This is a genomic window from Nonomuraea sp. NPDC023979, from assembly GCF_040639085.1.
GTDB lineage: Bacteria > Actinomycetota > Actinomycetes > Streptosporangiales > Streptosporangiaceae > Nonomuraea > Nonomuraea ceibae.
In genome coordinates this window covers 37,815-54,322 of the sequence record NZ_JBEZZG010000016.1, presented here as the reverse complement: position 1 = coordinate 54,322, position 16,508 = coordinate 37,815, and the positions used below count along the sequence as shown (strand labels likewise).

The following is a 16,508-nucleotide window of genomic DNA, read 5'->3' as shown; positions in this document are numbered from 1 at the left end:
CTGGTCCGCGGGTACGGGCCCGCCCTTGGGCCGCTTGAGCGCACGACACTGTGCCCATTTCACGCGCAGTTCGGTGACCGGCGGCTGACCGTTGCCCGCGTCCTGCACCAGATTCCTACCCCTGCCGCCATACCGGCAGCAGACGATCGGAGAGCAGCATGACCATGCCCCCTGTCCTTCCCGAACTGCCCAGCACGGGCGGCTGCCGCACCACGAGGCATGTTCCGCCCGAGGTGCTGAACAGCCCGCCGTACATCCGGCCGGGCGCCCTGCACACCTATCCGACGGTGGTCACCACCGTAATCCGGCCCTGGCGTACAGAGCTCCTGCGCGTCACGATCACTGCCGTGCACGTCGAAGGCTGCCCGGTGCTCGCGCAGACGCCTGCCGGCCAGCACGGCGAGTGGACTGGGACCGGCGAGGACATGCACTCCGCGATCCGGTTCGGACCTACGGAGGAATTCACCTGGTGCGACGCGTGCATGTCGCACCGTCTCGGCCATGTGGTGCTGCCGTCCGGGGAGCGCCGCTATCGTCCGGTCGGCTCTGTGGGGGTCACCCATCAAGGTGAACCGGCTAGTGCGCGGTTCGCGGTCGCCGCGGTCGCCGAGGTGTCTGGCGGGTGGTGTGTCGTCACCTGGACTGTGGCGCTGGCGGAGGCCGAGTTCATCGCGCGGGGATGGCCGACGACGGCCGTCGTGCTCGATCCGAGCGAATGGCCCAGCGAGGAGGCATCATGACCCCGGCCGACGTGATCCGAGATGCCGTCGCGCTGATGCGCTGCCACTGGCGGGTGCGCGGGGACTTTGTCGTCGGCTGGTCGACCATCCGGTTCGGCGTGTGTCCGGTCGCCGCGTTCAGCGTCGTCGCCGGGGATGTGTTTGTGCGCGGGGCGCCGCTCGGCCAGGTCCCCATCGTGCAGGAGACGATCGCATGGCTGGTCGACCACCACCGGCTGCCCCGTTCCCGCCGCGAGGCCGAGCTCGGAGTCGATGACCCGGCGCTCGCGTACCTGCGAGTTGCTGAGTGGGCCGACAGTTTCCCGGAAGACCAGGACGACAGACTGTTCCGCCTCATGGAGACCGCCGCCAAGGCCTGGCGGCCGGAGCCTTATCCCAAGGAGACGCTTATGACCGCTCCGTCTGCCGGCTCTGACCAGCCCCAGCTCCATCGCGAGCGAGCCTAGCGGGCGTACGATCTGGCCGCCGACGAGGAACGCGACGGTCCCAAATGGGATCAGGGTGAGTTCCGCACCTCCTGCGGCACCGGTTGCTGCTACGCCGGGCTGCTCGTCCATGACGAAGGCCGCCAGTGGTCCGACTCGCTCATCACGGAGGCGCCGGCCCGCATGGACGAGACCAAGCACCTGCGCTGGGGGGACTTCTTCCACGAGTACCTGATAGCTGCTCCCGGCGACCCAGAGCAGTACGTCGAACAGTTCCGGGGGACTCCGGTCATCCATGTCCTGTACGCCGCCGCCGCGCTGCTTGGCTTGGGCTTGGACCCGGCCTCTGTCTCGGAGCTCACCGACGACGGTGGCTTGTTCGCCGGAGGCAACGCCCTCGAAGACCTGGAGCGAATCATCGCCGGCCGGTTCGGTCCACGTCCTGCGCTTGTGGGCGGAGTCGACCGCCGACAAGCCGACAACCGCGGCGAGTTGTAGCAGCGCGAGCCCGCGCCTATCGGGCTCGCGCCATTTCGATCGTACGGCTCCCGCCCACCGGCGGGCGGGAGCATCCTTGAACCGAGAGGGGATTGACCATGAGGCTCGCAGCACTCGCCGCAGCGACGGCACTCGTCATCGCCCCTCCCGCCGGCTGCGGCGCGAAGGGCACCACGACCGACCCGTACAAGCCGGGCGCGCTCGGGTGCGAGCGGTACGTGCACGTCGAGGCCGTCCAACTCGGATCGGCTGAGCCCCGCGTCCGGGTCCTGGTCAACGAGGAGTGCACCGACCCGTCCGGGATCGCCACCCAGCTGCTCGCGATCGACCTGGAGTACCGCGAGACGGTCACGGCGCCCTGGCTGGCCGTCACCAGCGCGCGGTTCCCGAGCGTGGCCCCTGACCACCGGTATGTGCTGACGCACTACCCGTGCCTGTCCGGCCGCTACCGCGCCAAGGTCGGCGTCGCCGGGACGTTCGACACCGGCAAGGAATACCGCGCCACGGTTGAGGAGTCCGCGCGGATCAACTGCGACAAGCCGCGCCGCATCTCCTAGCAGGGCCTCCACCAGCGGCGGCGGCGAGCCGCCCGGGCGCGGAACCGCGCCTCCCCGCCCGGATCGCCGGCGTACGGGCAGCGCACCTGCAACCTCGGGTGCGGCGGCACGACACCAACCGCCCACGCTGACGCGGCCTCCGCCGCCGCGCGCGTGATGTTCCTGGTCGCGTACGCGGGCGGCCGAGTGTGATCCGGCGCCTCGCCTGGCCACACTCCCCACCCGTCGCCCCACCAGGCGACCGTCCACACCTGCACCGATTCCACGGTTTCCACATTCCGATCGTACGGCTCCGCCCTGCGGCGGGGGCCATCACCTGCAGAACCCGCACCACCGCAGAAAGAGATCGACGTGACTCGTCGCCCAGGACAATCGATAGATCCTCCGCAGTACCAAGACCTGACCGCCGGGCAGGTCATTCGACCCGAGCCCGGCCGACCACGCATGCTCGACGCCGACCCGCGCCCCAGCGACAACGGGGACCGGCTGGTCACGTTCACTGATGGCACGTGGATGCAAGTCGATCCCACGTCGCGCCCCTTCGATGTCGTCCCGCTGTTCGACTACGAGTTCCAGGCGTACTCACCGGGCCAGCTCGGTGCCCCTTCGCATCGCGACCGGCCAACGCCGATCGTGTGCTGGGCGCACGCTGACGACGTTGACGAGAAGGCCGCGCGCCTGCACGCCGACGGTTACACCGACATTCGCTGGTGGCTGCGCGCAGTGTGCGAGGAGACCTACCGCGTGTGCTATGGCAACCGCCCGCCCCAGGGGAGGCGCGCTGATGGCTAACGTGGCGATCCCCATCCACCTTGCGAACGCCCCCGCGCACAACGGAATGGTCATTCCGTACATCAGCCTGCGGCACGCGGACGGCACTCCAGAACTCGGCCGCGTCGAACCCGCCCGCGTCACCGAATGCCTCACCGGGCAGCTCTGCCAGCTCTGCTCCCGGCGGCTCGATGGTGCCGCGGTGTTGATGGCACGACCGCAGGACTTCGGGCACGGTTACGTCAGTGAGCCCGCCCAGCACCCGGAGTGCGCGGCCTACGCCATCAAGGCATGTCCGATGCTGGCGGGCCGGCTGCCGCGTCTCCGCGACCGGACCCGGCCACAGCGCCGCTGCTGCTCTCGCGCCGACTTCTGCTGGTGCGGCCTGGACGAGCCGCCCAGCGTAGACGCCATCATCCGGTCCGGTCGGGCGGCCACCCCGTGGTACTCGGTCCGCTTTCACATGGACGAGTACGAGGTGGTGGAGTCGGCCCGGAAAGGGCTGCGTGGCATCTCCCTCCATGCCCTCACCCGCCGGAAGGTCCGGCTGGTGTCGTGGGGCAACCCCGACGTGTACGAGCTCGGGCGCATCGTCATGAATGGCCTGCCACTGCCTGGTGGCGGCTGATGTACGGCGTCGTCTCCTATGGCATGGGCGCCGACTCCACGGCGCTCCTGGTGGAGTGGCTGGAGCGCCCGGCTTCGCGCCCACCCGAGCTACTGCCAGACCTGTCCAACCTGATCGTCATCACAGCGCAGGTCGGTCCGGCAGGCCGAACATGGCGTTCCTCAAGGTTACGCTGCCCGCCGACGAGCTGGACGACGCCGAGCGCATCGGCCAGTACGCCATCAAAATTGCCCGGCACCTGGTGCAGGTCATTCCGAACGCGAACGACCGTCCGGCATGGGACAGCTTGAAGGAGCTGCTGTCCTCAGACGGGCCGATGGGCGGCACCTCGCGTCAGGCATGGCTCCGCATCCTTGAATGGCTGCCAGCCGCCCGCAGTGCCGGGGATATGCTCAACATGCCCAGCGTGAGCATCTGACTCACGCTCTGCTCCCCGCGCATGCGGGGTTTCCCCGCGCTCGCGGGGACGTGACCCGGCCATCAAGGGCCGGCGATACGTCACGCCCCAAGGAGCGACACATGACCAGCCACAACCGGTACCCCGCCGTGTGCGAACTGTGCAACCACAACATCCCCGCCGGCGAGGGCGTGAAGCGCCGGGAACTGGGCGTACGGGAACGAGGCTGGACCTACCTCCACGCCGATTGCGCACCCGCCTACGACGAGATAGCCCGATGGCTGGCGGCAGCCGCTCGCGCCGAGATGACCGCCAAAGGCCGTAACCCTGACCGGCTGGACGATGAAGGTCTCGTCGAGGCGGCGCGCATCAGCACCGTAATCGACATGATGCACCTCTTCCCAGGCGATGGGCACCGGCGGCACGTTCACAAGTTCCCGGTCTGGGACCTGGATTCCCTGCCGTCGCAGGGCTGGGAGGAGTACCCGGCACCGGGCCTCTCCCGCGTGTTCATTCACCCGGAGAAGGGCGTGGCAACCGTCCACCCGGTGGCGTCGTATACCGCGCTCAACATCCCCGAGTGGCACATACCGAGGTCGAACACGACTGATGGCGAGCACGTCGTCATCTGCCGCATCGGTGAGAAGTCCGTCCAGCTCGCTGCCACGATCCTGGCGGGCGCTGCCTCGGTTGTCCAGGAGCAGAACCGATGAGTAACACGATGATGACGTGCCCCGGCCCGAATGTGGATCACTGCGTGTGCTGTGGTCGCCGCTCCCCCAGGCAGAGAGATGGCGAGTGGTGGAGCGCATCCGGGCAGCTCGTATGCGGCGTGGAGTGTTACGACCACGTCGAATCGGGCGACCCGGAATCTCACCGGCACGACGAGGTGTGCGAACTCCTGTAAATTCACCGGCATAGCGAGCCTGCTCCCCGCATAGGCGCGGAGTTTCCTCACAACTGTGGGGGTGTCCCAGGGGCCTGACCACGCCCTACTAAACGATCAAGGGAGACCCCCATGTCCTGGCTACCTGGCGGGGAGCGCTACACCCGCCTGCCCATCGAGGCCATCCACGAGCTACTGGAGAAGTGGCACCCGCGCGGCGTCCGCTCGATGGACCCGGACGACACGTTCGTCACGATCACCTCCGCAACGCGGTGCTCGGAGTCAGCCGAGCCGTGCGACCCACCGTGCGGTCTGTGGTGGGTCGAGTTCAGAGCAGGCGATCCGGATGAGGGCAACGTCTACGGCAAGCATCTGCGGGACGACGACTGGCTGCCCGTGCCCGTGCAACGCCTACCCTCGGCCGTCGCTCAGCGGTCAGTCGGGGACCACGGGTACTGGCAGTAGGACGACCGCCCGGTGCGCGCTGATTCTTCGGCTGGCGGGAGTCTCAGATGCGGTTGATCGTCGTGCGGGCCACCCCGCTCAGCCGGTGGATCTCGCTGTCGGACAGCCCGGCGGCGATAGCCTCCTTTACCAGCGGATCGCGGTCGTCTTTGCGCTCGCGCCAGGCGATCAGGTCATGGCGAGCCAGCTCGTACCGGGCGTTCCGTGGCGGATAGAGCAGATCGAAGCTGATCACGTCGATGTCGGCGATCTGGGCGCGGTCGCCGAGGGTGCGGGCTCGCTCGACCGTGACGGCGCGCAGGGTGCGAAGTTGCTGAAGAACCTGTTCGGCCTGGTCGCGTATGTACGTGTCGGGCATGCCGCCACGGAGCAGCTCGTTGCCTTCGGCCTCTGAGGTGAGGGCGCGGTGCTTGATCTCCAGCGTGTCCAGCTCGCCCAGGGCTGCGAGGACACGCTGCCAGCGGTCGAGGCGGTTGATGGCGTCTTGCACCTGGGCGTCGTCGAGATCGGCGTAGATCCAGATGCGGCCTGCCTGCGCGCCGTCGAGGTGGAGGGTGACGAGGGTGACCCACGCGGTTTCGGCAGTGCGGGCGGTCTTGTCCACGACGTGCAGGCCATAGATGGCCGTGATCTGGTCGCCGGTGGGGGTGCTTCGCGGTGGTGTGGCTCCGCTGCGGACGCGGACGACTCGGATTGAGGTCATACGCCTACCATAACGCTCACCTGTAGCGTACGCTACAGGTGAATAGGATTTGCCGTAGCGCACGCTACAAGATCGAAGTGCGCGGAAGGGAAGCACCATGTACTCCTGCATCGCGCTCCACCCGAGCGCGAACCCCTCAGACATCCCCGTCGCGACCTTAGGAATCGAGGTCACCATCCCCCACCTCGCCGAGGCGTGCAGCCTCGGCAACATCGACCCCCAGCACCTCGGCGGCGACGCCACTACCGCCGCCATCGAGGCGGCGATGACGTGGCCACCGCCGCCGCCGGGAACCACCCTCGCCACCGTCCGCGCCGACGCGGACAGCGTCGGCGCGATGGCCGTCCTCACGCTGCGAGCCACCAACCTGCACCCCAGCGTGGCCCGCATGCAGATCATCGCGGACGCGGACAAGGAGGCGTCCGGCCCGTGGCCCGGCCCTCGGCCAGCCCCCGCGCCCGAGGGCCTGGTCGGCCCCGCCACGCCGGTCATGCACCTGGCATCGGACTACACCCGCTCGCTCCCGGACCGGGTCGAACTCCTCGCCCTCTGGCTCATGGACGCCGGCGAGGGCGACGACGAGCTCGGCGAGTACGCGGCTCGCGCCCTGGACGAGGCACGGGAAGCGCTGGCCGACCTCCAGATCAGCCTGCACGGCCACGTGGCCGTGGTGGTGGGCAGTCACCGGCTGGCCTTCGCGCTCGGCTACCGGCATGCCCCCGTCGTCGTGGCCACCAACCCCGGCTTCTCCTTCGCCGGCGGGCCGCCGCACCGCAAGCACACCGTCGCGCGCTGGAACAGCGCCACCCCGGCCGTGGACTGGCATGGCCTGGTGGACAAGCTCAACGCGGAGGACCCCGCCGTCACGGAGTCGGCACGCTGGGGAGGCTCCGCGTCTATCGTGGGCTCGCCGCAGGGCATCAGCTCGGGGCTGGCCACCGAGGATGTCGCCGTCATCGTCCAGCACTTCGTGGAATGAGGGACACCATGCTCAATGTCGTGATCTTCGGGTCGGCGGCGGCCCCGGCCGGTCGCACCGTCCATGACGTGGATGTCGCCTACGCCGGCGATCGGGCGGAAGCCGTCGCCCTCGCAGTCCAGTGGGCCACCACTCACGGGTTCGCCGACCTACCGCTCGACCTGCACGAAAGCCAGGTGATGAACGGAGGGCTGGTCATCCCGTCGCCGTGTGGCCTCGCGGTGCCCGCCATCGCGTTAACACCGGACACAGCCGTGCGCGTGTGGGCGTATCACACCCTCGCCTCGTACGTCCGCGCCTACGGCGAGGACCTGGGGCGCTTGGCGGAGGAACTACCTGACCTGGTGAAGCTCTCCGTCGTCGCCGCGCCCGGCTGGGAAGACGTTCCGGACTGGAAGGCGTACGTCGGCGGCCTACGGGCACTACGGGCCGCGGTCGCCAAAACGTCCAACCCCGAGGCGACGGCCGCTACGCTGGCTCGCGCCTACGGACCCGTGATCGGCAGGCTGCTGAGGGAAGACCCCATCGCCAGCCGCGACGTGATCGAACGGCTGGAGCTCAACACGTCACGGCCGAACCTGGCGGGTGCCGTTGGCGTCCTCACCCGCACGCCAAGTGATCAAAACCTGGAGAATCTTCTCTACGGCGGCTGACACGCCAGCCCGTGTCGACCCCCCGTTGTACGCTTCGGCTGCACGGGGCTTCGGCCTCGACCGCACACTCATCATCCCTGGTGGGATCACAACATCAAGATTGTCGCCCCGGTCTGAAGGGGCTTGCCCCCGCGTTCATCATCCCTGGTGGGATCGCCAACAGGTCAACTCTGCCCCCAGGAGGAATCATGATCAACCTACTCCAGAACCCGGCCGCCGAGCACGAGGTCTACATCCAGGACGACGACGGAACGGTGTGGCGGCTCGCGATGGAACCACCCCCTGAGGCGTCCAGCGTCCTCTTCACGGTAACGCCAACACCTCGCCGCAAGCCGCTGAGCCGCTGGCGCTTCGGGCTCATCGCCAGCCAGCTCCGCTTCAAGGCGCTCAAGCCCAGCCCTGACGAGGGAGACGAGATCGTGCCTCGTGAAGGGTTGGAACTCGTCGCCACGTTCTCGGACGACAATGACATGGCCGTGGTCATGGACCAGGCGCTCATCAGACCCGCAGCACTGACCTGCATCGGCGAGGAGTGGTTCGAGCAGCGTGAACGGGAGACGGTCTTCCCGTACTCGGCCGCCATCAAGGAACTGATCGCCAACCGGACCGGGATGGCGTGCGAGGAATGGCTGAACGGATCACAGTCGCTCCAGCCCCGGTTCATGGTCTCGGCAGACCCGGGGCGAGTGATCGTCACTGCCGAGACTCCTGCCGCGTTCGCCCGCGCCGTAGCCGAAGTGCGCAACGCCGGCTACGAGGTGCGTGTCGAGCCGGGGCTACTGCCCAGCGGGCTGGAGGTCCAGCTCCACGAGATCGCCCAGGCCAAGGGGTGGACAGTGCCCGAGGCTGTGACAGCGGAGTACGAGCGGGCGATCATCCCGGTGGAGGCGTAAGGTCGGCACCCGCTGACGCGAGACGCGAAGAAGGCCCCACCCGAGCGGGTGGGGCCTTCTCTGTCTGAGCAGCCGCAGTTTACGGCAACTTCTCCTCAATGACGGCGATCGGTGCAACCGGGCCGGACCTCGGCGACGCCCGAACCACGCGTGACCAGGCCGAGCAGTTTCCGTCCGCAGGCCGAGCAGGTTGTCGATGTGTCACCGCCACGGACTGGCCGGCAACTCCGTTCACCATCGAGGCGGGTGGGGTCGTGGCGAGCACCAGCGTTGGCCCTCGACGCTATGGACTGCCGGGCACCGCAAGACTGAGCCACGATCGGTGTCTCAAGCCAGAGGCTAGGGGAGAGCGCGTTGCGGCCCCAGCCCGCGCCGCAACCCAGCGCAACCGTGTCAGTAGCTGAGCACGCCCAACGTCGGCGTCCGACGACTGGGATCGGTCCGGTCGGGCCTTTCCCCTCCCGGCTTCGCAGCCTGCGTCACGGGGGCGCTACCTACGCAACCCCCCTCTCGCCCCCGCAGCGCGGGGCTCAAAAGGGGGGGCGAGGTCTGCCCACCCCAAGATCTTTTGCTGGCGCAAAACATCTTGGGGTGGGCAGACACGGGTGATTGCGCGGCAGCTTCCCGCGCCGCTGACGGCCGCCGCCGGAAGGGGAGGCCCCGCCGTCGCGGTTCCCGCCACACCTGGCCCTCCTCATTCGGCAGCCCCGTCACTCACACGCTCAGGAGCTGCCATGACCGCGCTCAGCCACCCGCACAACGCCCTGCACGCTGACGCCCTGCCTGTGGCCGACGAGCAGCCCGCCATTGCGATCGTTGGCGCGTCGATCACCGGCCCCACTCTGGCCCTGTTACTTCACCAGGCCGGCCTCACCAACGTCACCGTGCTGGACGCCTCACCTGAACTGCACGCGCAGGCCGGCGGCGTCATCGGCCTGGAGCACACTTCCCTGGCCGCGCTCGACACCATCGGCGTCCCGCAGCACGAGTTCGTCCCCTTCACCAGCGAGCGCGTGATCGCCGTCAAGGTCGCTGACCGCAAAGAGGCCAGCCGCGCGCACACCTACTACCCGGGCCGCTCCACCGCCTGGCATCTCATCAACCGCGCCCTGCTGGAGCGGTTGCCGGAGAGCTGGCTGCACCTGGGACGCCGCGTCCAGGACCTCACCGTCGATAACGATGGGCGTGCGCAACTGCAGATCGCCGACGCCGACCCGGTCAACGCTGACCTGGTCGTCTTCGCCGACGGGCGCCGCTCGACCGGTCGCCGCCTGCTCGACCCCGAGCGCAACCTCAGCTACAGCGGCTACGTCGCCTGGCGGGGCCAGGCCCCGAGCACCTCACCGGACCTGCTCGACTACACCCGCATCGAACCGCCCGGCGCAGGCCTGCACCTCTTCCCCGTCATGCAGCGGGACGGCAGTGTCGTCACCGACTGGACCTTCTACCTCAACCACTCCGACGAGGAATTCCGCGACCTGCTCGGCGCCGACCCCACCCGACGCACCTACGTCCTGCCGCACCAGATCACCACACAAGCCCGGCGGCACGTCACCAGCCAGGCCCAGCACCTGCTGCCGCGCCCGGCAGCTGAGGTGATCGAAGCTACACCCACCTGGAGCGCAGCCCCCATCGTTGACATCGCTCCACCTGAGCGGATGGTCTATCCCATCGGACGCAGCGCCCACGCTGTCCTGCTCGGCGATGCGCTGGCTCCCGTCCGGCCCAACACCGCCCGGGGCGCCAACAACGGTATCGAGCAGGCCGCCTCCTTGACCGCCGTGCTGGTCCAGCATCTGCGCTACGGCGCCGACTTGCCCGTGGCGCTCGAAGGCTGGCAGCGACGCTCCCTTCCCCAGGTGCATACCGCTCTGGAGCTCGGCCCGAAGCTCGGTGCCGCGCTCGGGCTCGGCAGACATCCGGAGGTGGCATGACCAGCGCTTATCGGCCAGCCCGCGCCATTGAGCCGGGCTGGCACGTCCGTCTCGCGACCGATTCCAGCATGGCCGACGTCGAGTGGATGCCCGTCCTCGCCCGCGTCGACACCGTCACTGACACCGGGCAGCACCGGATCTGGATCCTCAGTGGCCATCGGGCGGCGGTGGTCGACGCCAACGCTCTGGTCTTCAGCCGGCCGCCGCAGGACTCTGCGGCGGACTTGGACCAGTCCCCGCGCCAGCCCAGGAAGGGCGCACGGTAACGATGAACCGGCGCGCCGGCTGAATCCCCAGGTCTGGCCGTTGCCAGACCTGGGCTCCGGCTCCGTCCACAGAGCCGGAGCAGATCACCAGCAAGCGCGCCAATCCCCGCGCGAGCACCGCTTGCGGAGCCTGGGGCGTCCAGATCTCAGCCGGCGGTCATTGCCGGAGGCTTGGCCCTTCCCGACCACTGAGCCGCAGGCTAGATCCCCGCCAGGCGCGAGAGCACCAGGGGCGCTATCAGGGCTGACGTCCGCAGCTACGGCGAACTCATCAAGCGGCCCAACCCGCACGATCGGCGGCGACGGGCGCCGCCTGTACTGCACGAGCAGGGGCAGATGGCATCCGTGTAGCGGGAGATGGTCCGGGCCAGCCGGCGGACCGGCTGGCTCAGGGCGCGGGCTCCGGCTTCCGTGATCACATACTCGCCCACCCCCTCCAGGGCAGCACGGACCGATATGGCCGCAGCGCTTCTACAATCGCCCCGCCCCTCGTCCTACAGTCGAACGCAAACCCAACCTGGAGAACGCCGTTCGAACCAAGGGGGCGACGTGCTACGCACTCTGATCGCGATCGCACTCAACCGGCGGTTGAACGGCGACCCGCAGTTCCTGAGGTGCGACCAGTGCGGGATCATCGCCGGTCAGCCCGATACACCAATCCGTTTCCGGCATGTCTGGTCAGTCAGCCGCCGACACGGTCACGAGACCCTGCCTGTGGAGTGGATCTGCCCCGGATGCGGCGCCATTGCCCCGCTCGCCACCACTGACGAACTGGTCAGCGACACGGTGGCGACATGCCGGCGGACCGTGCTGTGCCGCTATCGGTGGGCAGTGCCCAGCAGCCTTCGCGAGATCACCTGCCCACGTTGCTACACCACTCAACCGGGCCCGGCCATGGACGGCAGACGAGAGACCTGACCCGTCAGGGTTCACGGATCGTCCCAGAGCGGCGCCGCGCCAAGCACGAGGGGACGCCGCCGGCTCATCTCGCTCCGGGTCGGATGGGGCGGGCGCCGTTCGAGGTGGAGCGAACCTGCCCGCCCTCGCCGGCCCGCCCCCTCCGGCGGGGGTGCCGGGAACGCCACCCGCGGACAGTGCCGTGCGCTGCCGCGTTCCGCGCTGGCGCCCGGACACGTGGCCGAGCCCCCTGACCGGTGCGGAGTCGGCGCGCTGATCGCGCCTGGGCCCTGTGAGGGTGCGGCGTACCGCAGGGTGAGAGGGAGGTTCACGGCGAGCCGCCTGCCGTATGTCCCTGCTGGTCACCCGCCTCGTATTTCGGATCAGTCAGCCTCGCAGGCACGTTCCTCCAGGCAACCCAGGCTTTCGCTGCGCTCACCCCGCCCATCCAAGATCTTTTGGCGCAAACCCAACCCCGGGCGCCAAAACATCTTGGACAGCCGGGGCCGCCTGGGTTGCCTTCCGTCTCTTTCGCCTACGTGTCCTCCCTCACCGAAACACGGACGGGCGCCCGGCAGGGCGCCGCACGGAAGGGAGCCACCATGAACCTCCGACTCGGCCTCGCTCTTTACGCCACCGACGTCACCGCCTGCAGCCGCTGCACCAACAGCTTCGAGCTGCAGCACATGTTCAGGACTCTCGACGGCACGCACATCTGCCTGCGGTGCATAGACGAGGCGGTCGAGGCGCACCGGCTGGGCATGGCCGCCGGTCGCGACATCGCCGACCACGAGATCCCCTTCTAGCCCGCGCGGCGGGGGCTGCGGCCCCCGCTCATCCGCTCCCGTTTCGGACCGTTCCGCACATCCAACTCTCTCTTTCCAGGAGGAAAGATCATGGCCGCTGGCGACACCACCATCACCCTCATCGGCAACCTCGTCGACGACCCCGAACTCCGCTTCACCCCGACCGGGCAGGCGGTCACCCGCTTCCGGATCGCCTCCACCCCGCGGTTCATGGACCGCCAGACCAACGAGTGGAAGGACGGCGAAACCCTCTTCCTGACCTGCAACGTGTGGCGGCAGGCGGCGGAGAACGCCGCCGAAAGCCTCCAGCGCGGCATGCGGGTCATCGTTCAGGGGCGCCTCAAGCAGCGCTCGTACAACAACGCCGAGGGCGAGAAGCGCACCGTCTACGAGGTCGAGGTCGACGAGGTGGGCCCGTCCCTGCGCAACGCCACCGCCCAGGTGACCAGGATCCGTAGCAGCCGCCCGGTCAACACCCCGCCGCAGGAGCCGTGGGCTGACGACTCCGCACCCGTCAACGACCAGCAGGCACCGGCCGCGCAGGTGCCCGCGATGGCGGGAAGCACGGCTAACGGCTCCGAGCCGGGCTTCTACTCCGAGCCCAGCTTCTAGGCGAGTCCGCGGCCCCGTCCCGCAAGGGACGGGGCCGCACGGTCCGCGCAGCCGGGCGCCCCTTGCCTCCGGCGGGCCTCCAGCTCCGCTCTGTCCTCGGTCTCTCCCCATGCCTGCTGAGGGCAGAGCGGATCCCTCCTGAAGCCCAATCGCCGCGGCTCTCGTGCGCCGCGCGCGAGCTGAACCCCGACGAGCGGCTTCGCCTACAGTTCGCCCACGGCCTGTAGGCGGCACTTCTCGCGGGCCCGCTCGGTGCCGCACGCCGGGTCAGTCTCGCAGGCCGTCACTCCGGCGCAACCCGCCCATGCAGAGATCTTTTGCTGGCGCAAAACATCTTGCTGGGCAAGTTGCCCCTCCGCTCCTTGCCTGCGCATGCGCCCCCGTGCTGGGACACCCACGGCGGGCCCCGCTCGAAGAAGCGGCTCGCCCTCGCAGAGAGGAACGCATCATGGACGATCTCGGCACGCTGATGGTGACGACCGGAGTAGTTCTCAGCCTTGGCGCTTTCGGCGCCTTCGTCGCCACCGTCGTCAGCATCCGAGGTGATGACCGGCGGCGAGTTCCTGAAGCGTCCCCCGCTTCACCACGTCGGTTCAGACGACGTGTTCTGGGCACTTACACCCGGCATCGCGCGGCGATCATCCGCCGGACGATGAGCAGCCCGGCGCGGCCTGACAGGTGACCATGTGCGCGCGCCAGCGCCCCGGCGGCCGTCCTGCCGTTCGATGAGGCCGGACGGCCGCCAGTTGGCTCATGGCTGACCATCCTGCTCACGGTGTGACCGGAGCTCGATCTGCTTGCGCTCCAGTCGGGAACGAATGGCGCCGCGGCTACGCCCGAAGGTCGTCATCAGCGTCTGGATCGTGGTGTCGGGTTGTGCCGCGAGTTTGGCCAGGCGCTGGTCGTCCTCGGCCGTCCATGGCTGGTGGGAGTTGGCATGCTTGCGCCGCCGCTCCTGGAGCGTTCGCGCCGCTGAGGCGTCGCTGGCCGCGTTTATGCCGGCGGCGAGAAGCTGGGCAATCACTGCCAGGTCGGCCATCGGCAGCGGCATCGCGGTGTGCCATTCGGCCAGGATCTGGCCATGGGCGTCGGCCCCGGTGAGCTCCACGTGGTGGCCGCCGTCGCCGGGAGTCAAGGTCAGCTTGTAGTGGTGGTCGTTCTCAGCGGCCTGCAGCCGAATTTCGGAGACGGACACGGGGGCTCCTGTCTCGATAGAAGCAACAGCGGGTGAGTGGTGGGAGGAACGGCCGCCCGGCCGGGACGGCGGAAGTGCTACTGCGCCTGGTATCCAGCCTTGACGGCATCCTGACGTGCCCACTGCTGGACTTGCGGCCAAGGCAGTCGTAGCGGCCCCTTGGTGGTGGCGATGGCATGCCAGAGCATGCTGCGCTGGGGAGCGTCGTGCTGTTCGTGGCCGGTGAAGGGGATGTCGTTGAGGTTGAACGGTGCGGTGATGGTGCCGTGGACGGCACGGATCAGGGCCTGGTAGAGGGTGTAGGGGCTCCCGCCGCCGTAGCCGTGCCGGAAGCTGGGACCGGTACCCGGATCGAATGGCACCGGCTCAATCCGCTGTTCGCCGCTTTCCTGTGGGGTGATCGCCAGCACCGCGCCGGTGTTCTCGTCGGCGGCGATGACGGTCTGCTCCGTCCACCCGGCCGGCGGAGCGTAGGGCCATTCGGCGATGAAGCTGGGGGGATTGCCAACCAGGTCGGTATCGAAGACGGCGACGTACCGGCCTGCTGTGTCCCGCCAGAGGCCAACCAGGTGGTCCAGGTCGCCATGATCGGCCAGCCGCTTGCCCCGGCGGGTTGCCGTCAGCACCGCCGCCGCGCCGTCGACAGAGGTCATGCTCTGCCGCCACAGCTCCACGATCGGGCCGTCCCATTCGCCGGCGTAGTACTCGACGTCGTCCACAGCCAGTTCCGGAAGGGCCACACGCAGGCGAGCGCGCAGCAGGAGCATGGCCCGCTCGTAGATGGCGCCCTCAGCCGCGCTGGCGGGTAGGTCCGGCTCGATGCTACGCAGGCGGCGGAAGTCGTCGGCGGCCTGTTTCAAGCTCAGCTGTCCGGCGGTGCGCAGGAACTGCTCAGCGCTCCACGGCAGCTCCGGCAGTGCAGGCTGAGCGGCCAGGTACCAGCCGGTGCCGCGCGCCGGCCGGTCGGCTCGCTCGCGGCGGGCCCGCTCCAGCGTGTCGCGCAGGTCGGTGGCGAGCACGGTGAAGGCGGCCGGGAACTCCTCGGCCAGCCCATGCTTGACCGCAGCTTCCAGCTGATCCTGCTCGGCCTGCCAGCCGTCGGCCGTGCTGGGCACGATCAGGGTGTGTGCGGCGGGGCGGGCGGCCTGGGCGCGCCGGATGGCCGAGGCGGTGCAGGTGCCCGACGGCCAGACCGGGACCGGAGCGCCGATCACGCGGGCCAGATCTTCAGCGGTGACCATTCCGTGGAAACGTGCCGTCGGCTGTACCAGCGTGGCGGCATCAAGGGACGGGTGCTCGGAGCGGCCCCCGAGCAGCGCGTTGCGTGTCTCTTCATGAGGCGCGGCCGCATTCCGGTCGTGGGCGGGTTCCAGGCTGAACACCTGCATCTGGATCTCGTCGTCGGCGCCGTACTCGGCGCCCAGCTGCAACGCGACGATTGCATCCGGCCAGAAGACCGGCGCGATCAGGGTGGCCGCGGCCAGCGGCTGCCGGTCGATGTCCGGTGCCGGCTCGTCGGCTAGTGGGGTGAGTGCGACCACGTGGCCGTGTGGAGTGTCCCAGAGCACGGCGTGCACGCCGTAGCGCTTTCCCTCCTGCTTGATCTCGGTGATGCCGTGGAAGAGCACCGGGGCTGGCCTGGAGGCTTCGGCCTCCGGCCGCCACAGCCACAGTGCGTCATCGGCGGGCACCCGCCCGGTGCGACGGCACCAGGCGTCGATGGTGGTGGCGGCCCACAGCGGCCGCTTGTCCGCATCGCGGCCGTCGGGCGGCGGCAGCTTGCCGTCGCTGTACCAGGCCCGGGCGCGGGACTCGGAGACGCGTACCCGGCGAGCAAGCTGGGCGGTCGTATAGAACTCGGAGCGAAACCGCGCCATCGAAGACCACCCCTTCTAGTAACCGAGCTACATCATACCCCGCCCGAGCGGAACCGCTCGGGCGGCGAGCGATTCCGCTCGGCCTTCCGAGTTCTCGGGACGGCGCGGCGGTATCTGCTCCGGTCATCACGGGCTGGTGCAGCGGCGCCCGGGGGGGCCAGCTGTACGACCGGCCAGGCAGAGGTGTCGAGGCCCACGGCCGCGGGCGCCGCTGTGGCACTGCGGCCCGCGCCGGGCCCGATCCGGACGCCTCCGCCGTCGCGCGAACGCTCGGCCGAGCGCACCGATGCAGCTTGCGGGCGATCTGGCCAGGGTCGGTGACGGTG

The 16,508-nt window shown here is 69.1% G+C and carries 22 protein-coding genes; 18 read left to right on the top strand and 4 right to left on the bottom strand.

The window, feature by feature from the left end; all coding sequences use genetic code 11:
• Positions 1-158 precede the first annotated feature (158 nt).
• The 4 genes from AB0G11_RS26200 (at position 159) to AB0G11_RS26185 (ending at position 2,220) form a co-directional block, all read left to right on the top strand.
• On the top strand, positions 159-740 hold the full coding sequence (locus AB0G11_RS26200; protein ID WP_357588826.1) for a hypothetical protein: 582 nt from the start codon (positions 159-161) through the stop codon (positions 738-740).
• The gene (locus AB0G11_RS26195) at positions 737-1,186 is read left to right on the top strand and encodes a hypothetical protein (RefSeq protein ID WP_357588824.1); all 450 of its coding nucleotides are present in this window, start codon (positions 737-739) and stop codon (positions 1,184-1,186) included. Before AB0G11_RS26200 ends, AB0G11_RS26195 begins: the two co-directional genes overlap by 4 nt.
• Before the next feature lie 162 nt (positions 1,187-1,348).
• Positions 1,349-1,663: a hypothetical protein gene (locus AB0G11_RS26190; protein WP_357588822.1), complete on the top strand. Its 315-nt coding sequence runs from the start codon at positions 1,349-1,351 to the stop codon at positions 1,661-1,663.
• 98 nt (positions 1,664-1,761) lie between these two features.
• The gene (locus tag AB0G11_RS26185; RefSeq protein WP_357588821.1) at positions 1,762-2,220 is read left to right on the top strand and encodes a hypothetical protein; all 459 of its coding nucleotides are present in this window, start codon (positions 1,762-1,764) and stop codon (positions 2,218-2,220) included.
• Here AB0G11_RS26185 and AB0G11_RS26180 read toward each other — a convergent pair.
• Positions 2,217-2,495, bottom strand: a complete 279-nt coding sequence (locus tag AB0G11_RS26180; RefSeq protein ID WP_357588819.1) for a hypothetical protein — start codon at positions 2,493-2,495, stop codon at positions 2,217-2,219. The two genes, AB0G11_RS26185 and AB0G11_RS26180, sit on opposite strands and share 4 nt — an antisense overlap.
• Positions 2,496-2,664: 169 nt before the next feature.
• Between AB0G11_RS26180 and AB0G11_RS26175 the strand changes: the two genes are divergently transcribed.
• From AB0G11_RS26175 to AB0G11_RS26155, 5 genes are all read left to right on the top strand, one after another.
• Entirely contained in the window at positions 2,665-3,012 is a 348-nt protein-coding gene (locus AB0G11_RS26175) for a hypothetical protein (RefSeq protein ID WP_357588817.1), read from the top strand.
• On the top strand, positions 3,005-3,619 hold the full coding sequence (locus AB0G11_RS26170; RefSeq protein WP_357588815.1) for a hypothetical protein: 615 nt from the start codon (positions 3,005-3,007) through the stop codon (positions 3,617-3,619). The genes AB0G11_RS26175 and AB0G11_RS26170 overlap by 8 nt, the downstream gene beginning before the upstream one ends.
• 151 nt (positions 3,620-3,770) lie before the next feature.
• Positions 3,771-4,037 (top strand): hypothetical protein, encoded by a 267-nt coding sequence (locus tag AB0G11_RS26165; RefSeq protein WP_357588813.1) that lies wholly within the window; start codon positions 3,771-3,773, stop codon positions 4,035-4,037.
• A 101-nt stretch (positions 4,038-4,138) separates the two neighbouring features.
• Positions 4,139-4,729 (top strand): hypothetical protein, encoded by a 591-nt coding sequence (locus tag AB0G11_RS26160; protein WP_357588811.1) that lies wholly within the window; start codon positions 4,139-4,141, stop codon positions 4,727-4,729.
• A 305-nt stretch (positions 4,730-5,034) separates the two neighbouring features.
• Positions 5,035-5,367 (top strand): hypothetical protein, encoded by a 333-nt coding sequence (locus tag AB0G11_RS26155; RefSeq protein ID WP_357588809.1) that lies wholly within the window; start codon positions 5,035-5,037, stop codon positions 5,365-5,367.
• A 43-nt stretch (positions 5,368-5,410) separates the two neighbouring features.
• On the opposite strand, the gene AB0G11_RS26150 is transcribed toward AB0G11_RS26155, so the two are convergent.
• On the bottom strand, positions 5,411-5,971 hold the full coding sequence (locus AB0G11_RS26150; RefSeq protein ID WP_357588807.1) for a hypothetical protein: 561 nt from the start codon (positions 5,969-5,971) through the stop codon (positions 5,411-5,413).
• Between the two features lie 196 nt (positions 5,972-6,167).
• Here AB0G11_RS26150 and AB0G11_RS26145 point away from each other — a divergent pair, with 196 nt between their 5' ends.
• The 9 genes from AB0G11_RS26145 to AB0G11_RS26105 all read left to right on the top strand — a co-directional run bounded on the left by AB0G11_RS26145 (position 6,168) and on the right by AB0G11_RS26105 (position 13,792).
• A complete protein-coding gene (locus tag AB0G11_RS26145; protein WP_357588805.1) occupies positions 6,168-7,049 on the top strand; it encodes a hypothetical protein in 882 nt (293 codons plus the stop codon).
• 8 nt (positions 7,050-7,057) lie between these two features.
• Positions 7,058-7,702, top strand: coding sequence for a hypothetical protein (locus tag AB0G11_RS26140; protein WP_357588803.1), 645 nt, complete (start codon positions 7,058-7,060; stop codon positions 7,700-7,702).
• 188 nt (positions 7,703-7,890) lie between these two features.
• Entirely contained in the window at positions 7,891-8,595 is a 705-nt protein-coding gene (locus AB0G11_RS26135) for a hypothetical protein (protein ID WP_357588801.1), read from the top strand.
• A gap of 734 nt (positions 8,596-9,329) precedes the next feature.
• A complete protein-coding gene (locus AB0G11_RS26130) occupies positions 9,330-10,529 on the top strand; it encodes an FAD-dependent monooxygenase (protein WP_357588799.1) in 1,200 nt (399 codons plus the stop codon).
• Positions 10,526-10,795 (top strand): hypothetical protein, encoded by a 270-nt coding sequence (locus AB0G11_RS26125; RefSeq protein ID WP_357588797.1) that lies wholly within the window; start codon positions 10,526-10,528, stop codon positions 10,793-10,795. The genes AB0G11_RS26130 and AB0G11_RS26125 overlap by 4 nt, the downstream gene beginning before the upstream one ends.
• A 549-nt stretch (positions 10,796-11,344) precedes the next feature.
• A complete protein-coding gene (locus tag AB0G11_RS26120) occupies positions 11,345-11,713 on the top strand; it encodes a hypothetical protein (RefSeq protein WP_357588795.1) in 369 nt (122 codons plus the stop codon).
• Positions 11,714-12,294: 581 nt separating this feature from the next.
• Positions 12,295-12,498, top strand: coding sequence for a hypothetical protein (locus AB0G11_RS26115; RefSeq protein WP_357588794.1), 204 nt, complete (start codon positions 12,295-12,297; stop codon positions 12,496-12,498).
• A 90-nt stretch (positions 12,499-12,588) separates the two neighbouring features.
• The gene (locus tag AB0G11_RS26110; protein ID WP_357588792.1) at positions 12,589-13,110 is read left to right on the top strand and encodes a single-stranded DNA-binding protein; all 522 of its coding nucleotides are present in this window, start codon (positions 12,589-12,591) and stop codon (positions 13,108-13,110) included.
• Between the two features lie 448 nt (positions 13,111-13,558).
• A complete protein-coding gene (locus AB0G11_RS26105) occupies positions 13,559-13,792 on the top strand; it encodes a hypothetical protein (protein WP_357588790.1) in 234 nt (77 codons plus the stop codon).
• Positions 13,793-13,861: 69 nt separating this feature from the next.
• Here AB0G11_RS26105 and AB0G11_RS26100 read toward each other — a convergent pair whose 3' ends face one another.
• Positions 13,862-14,305, bottom strand: coding sequence for a hypothetical protein (locus AB0G11_RS26100; protein ID WP_357588788.1), 444 nt, complete (start codon positions 14,303-14,305; stop codon positions 13,862-13,864).
• A 77-nt stretch (positions 14,306-14,382) separates the two neighbouring features.
• Positions 14,383-16,182 carry a hypothetical protein gene (locus tag AB0G11_RS26095; RefSeq protein ID WP_357588786.1) on the bottom strand — a complete coding sequence of 600 codons (1,800 nt, stop codon included), beginning with the start codon at positions 16,180-16,182 and terminating at the stop codon, positions 14,383-14,385.
• Positions 16,183-16,508: the final 326 nt, after the last annotated feature.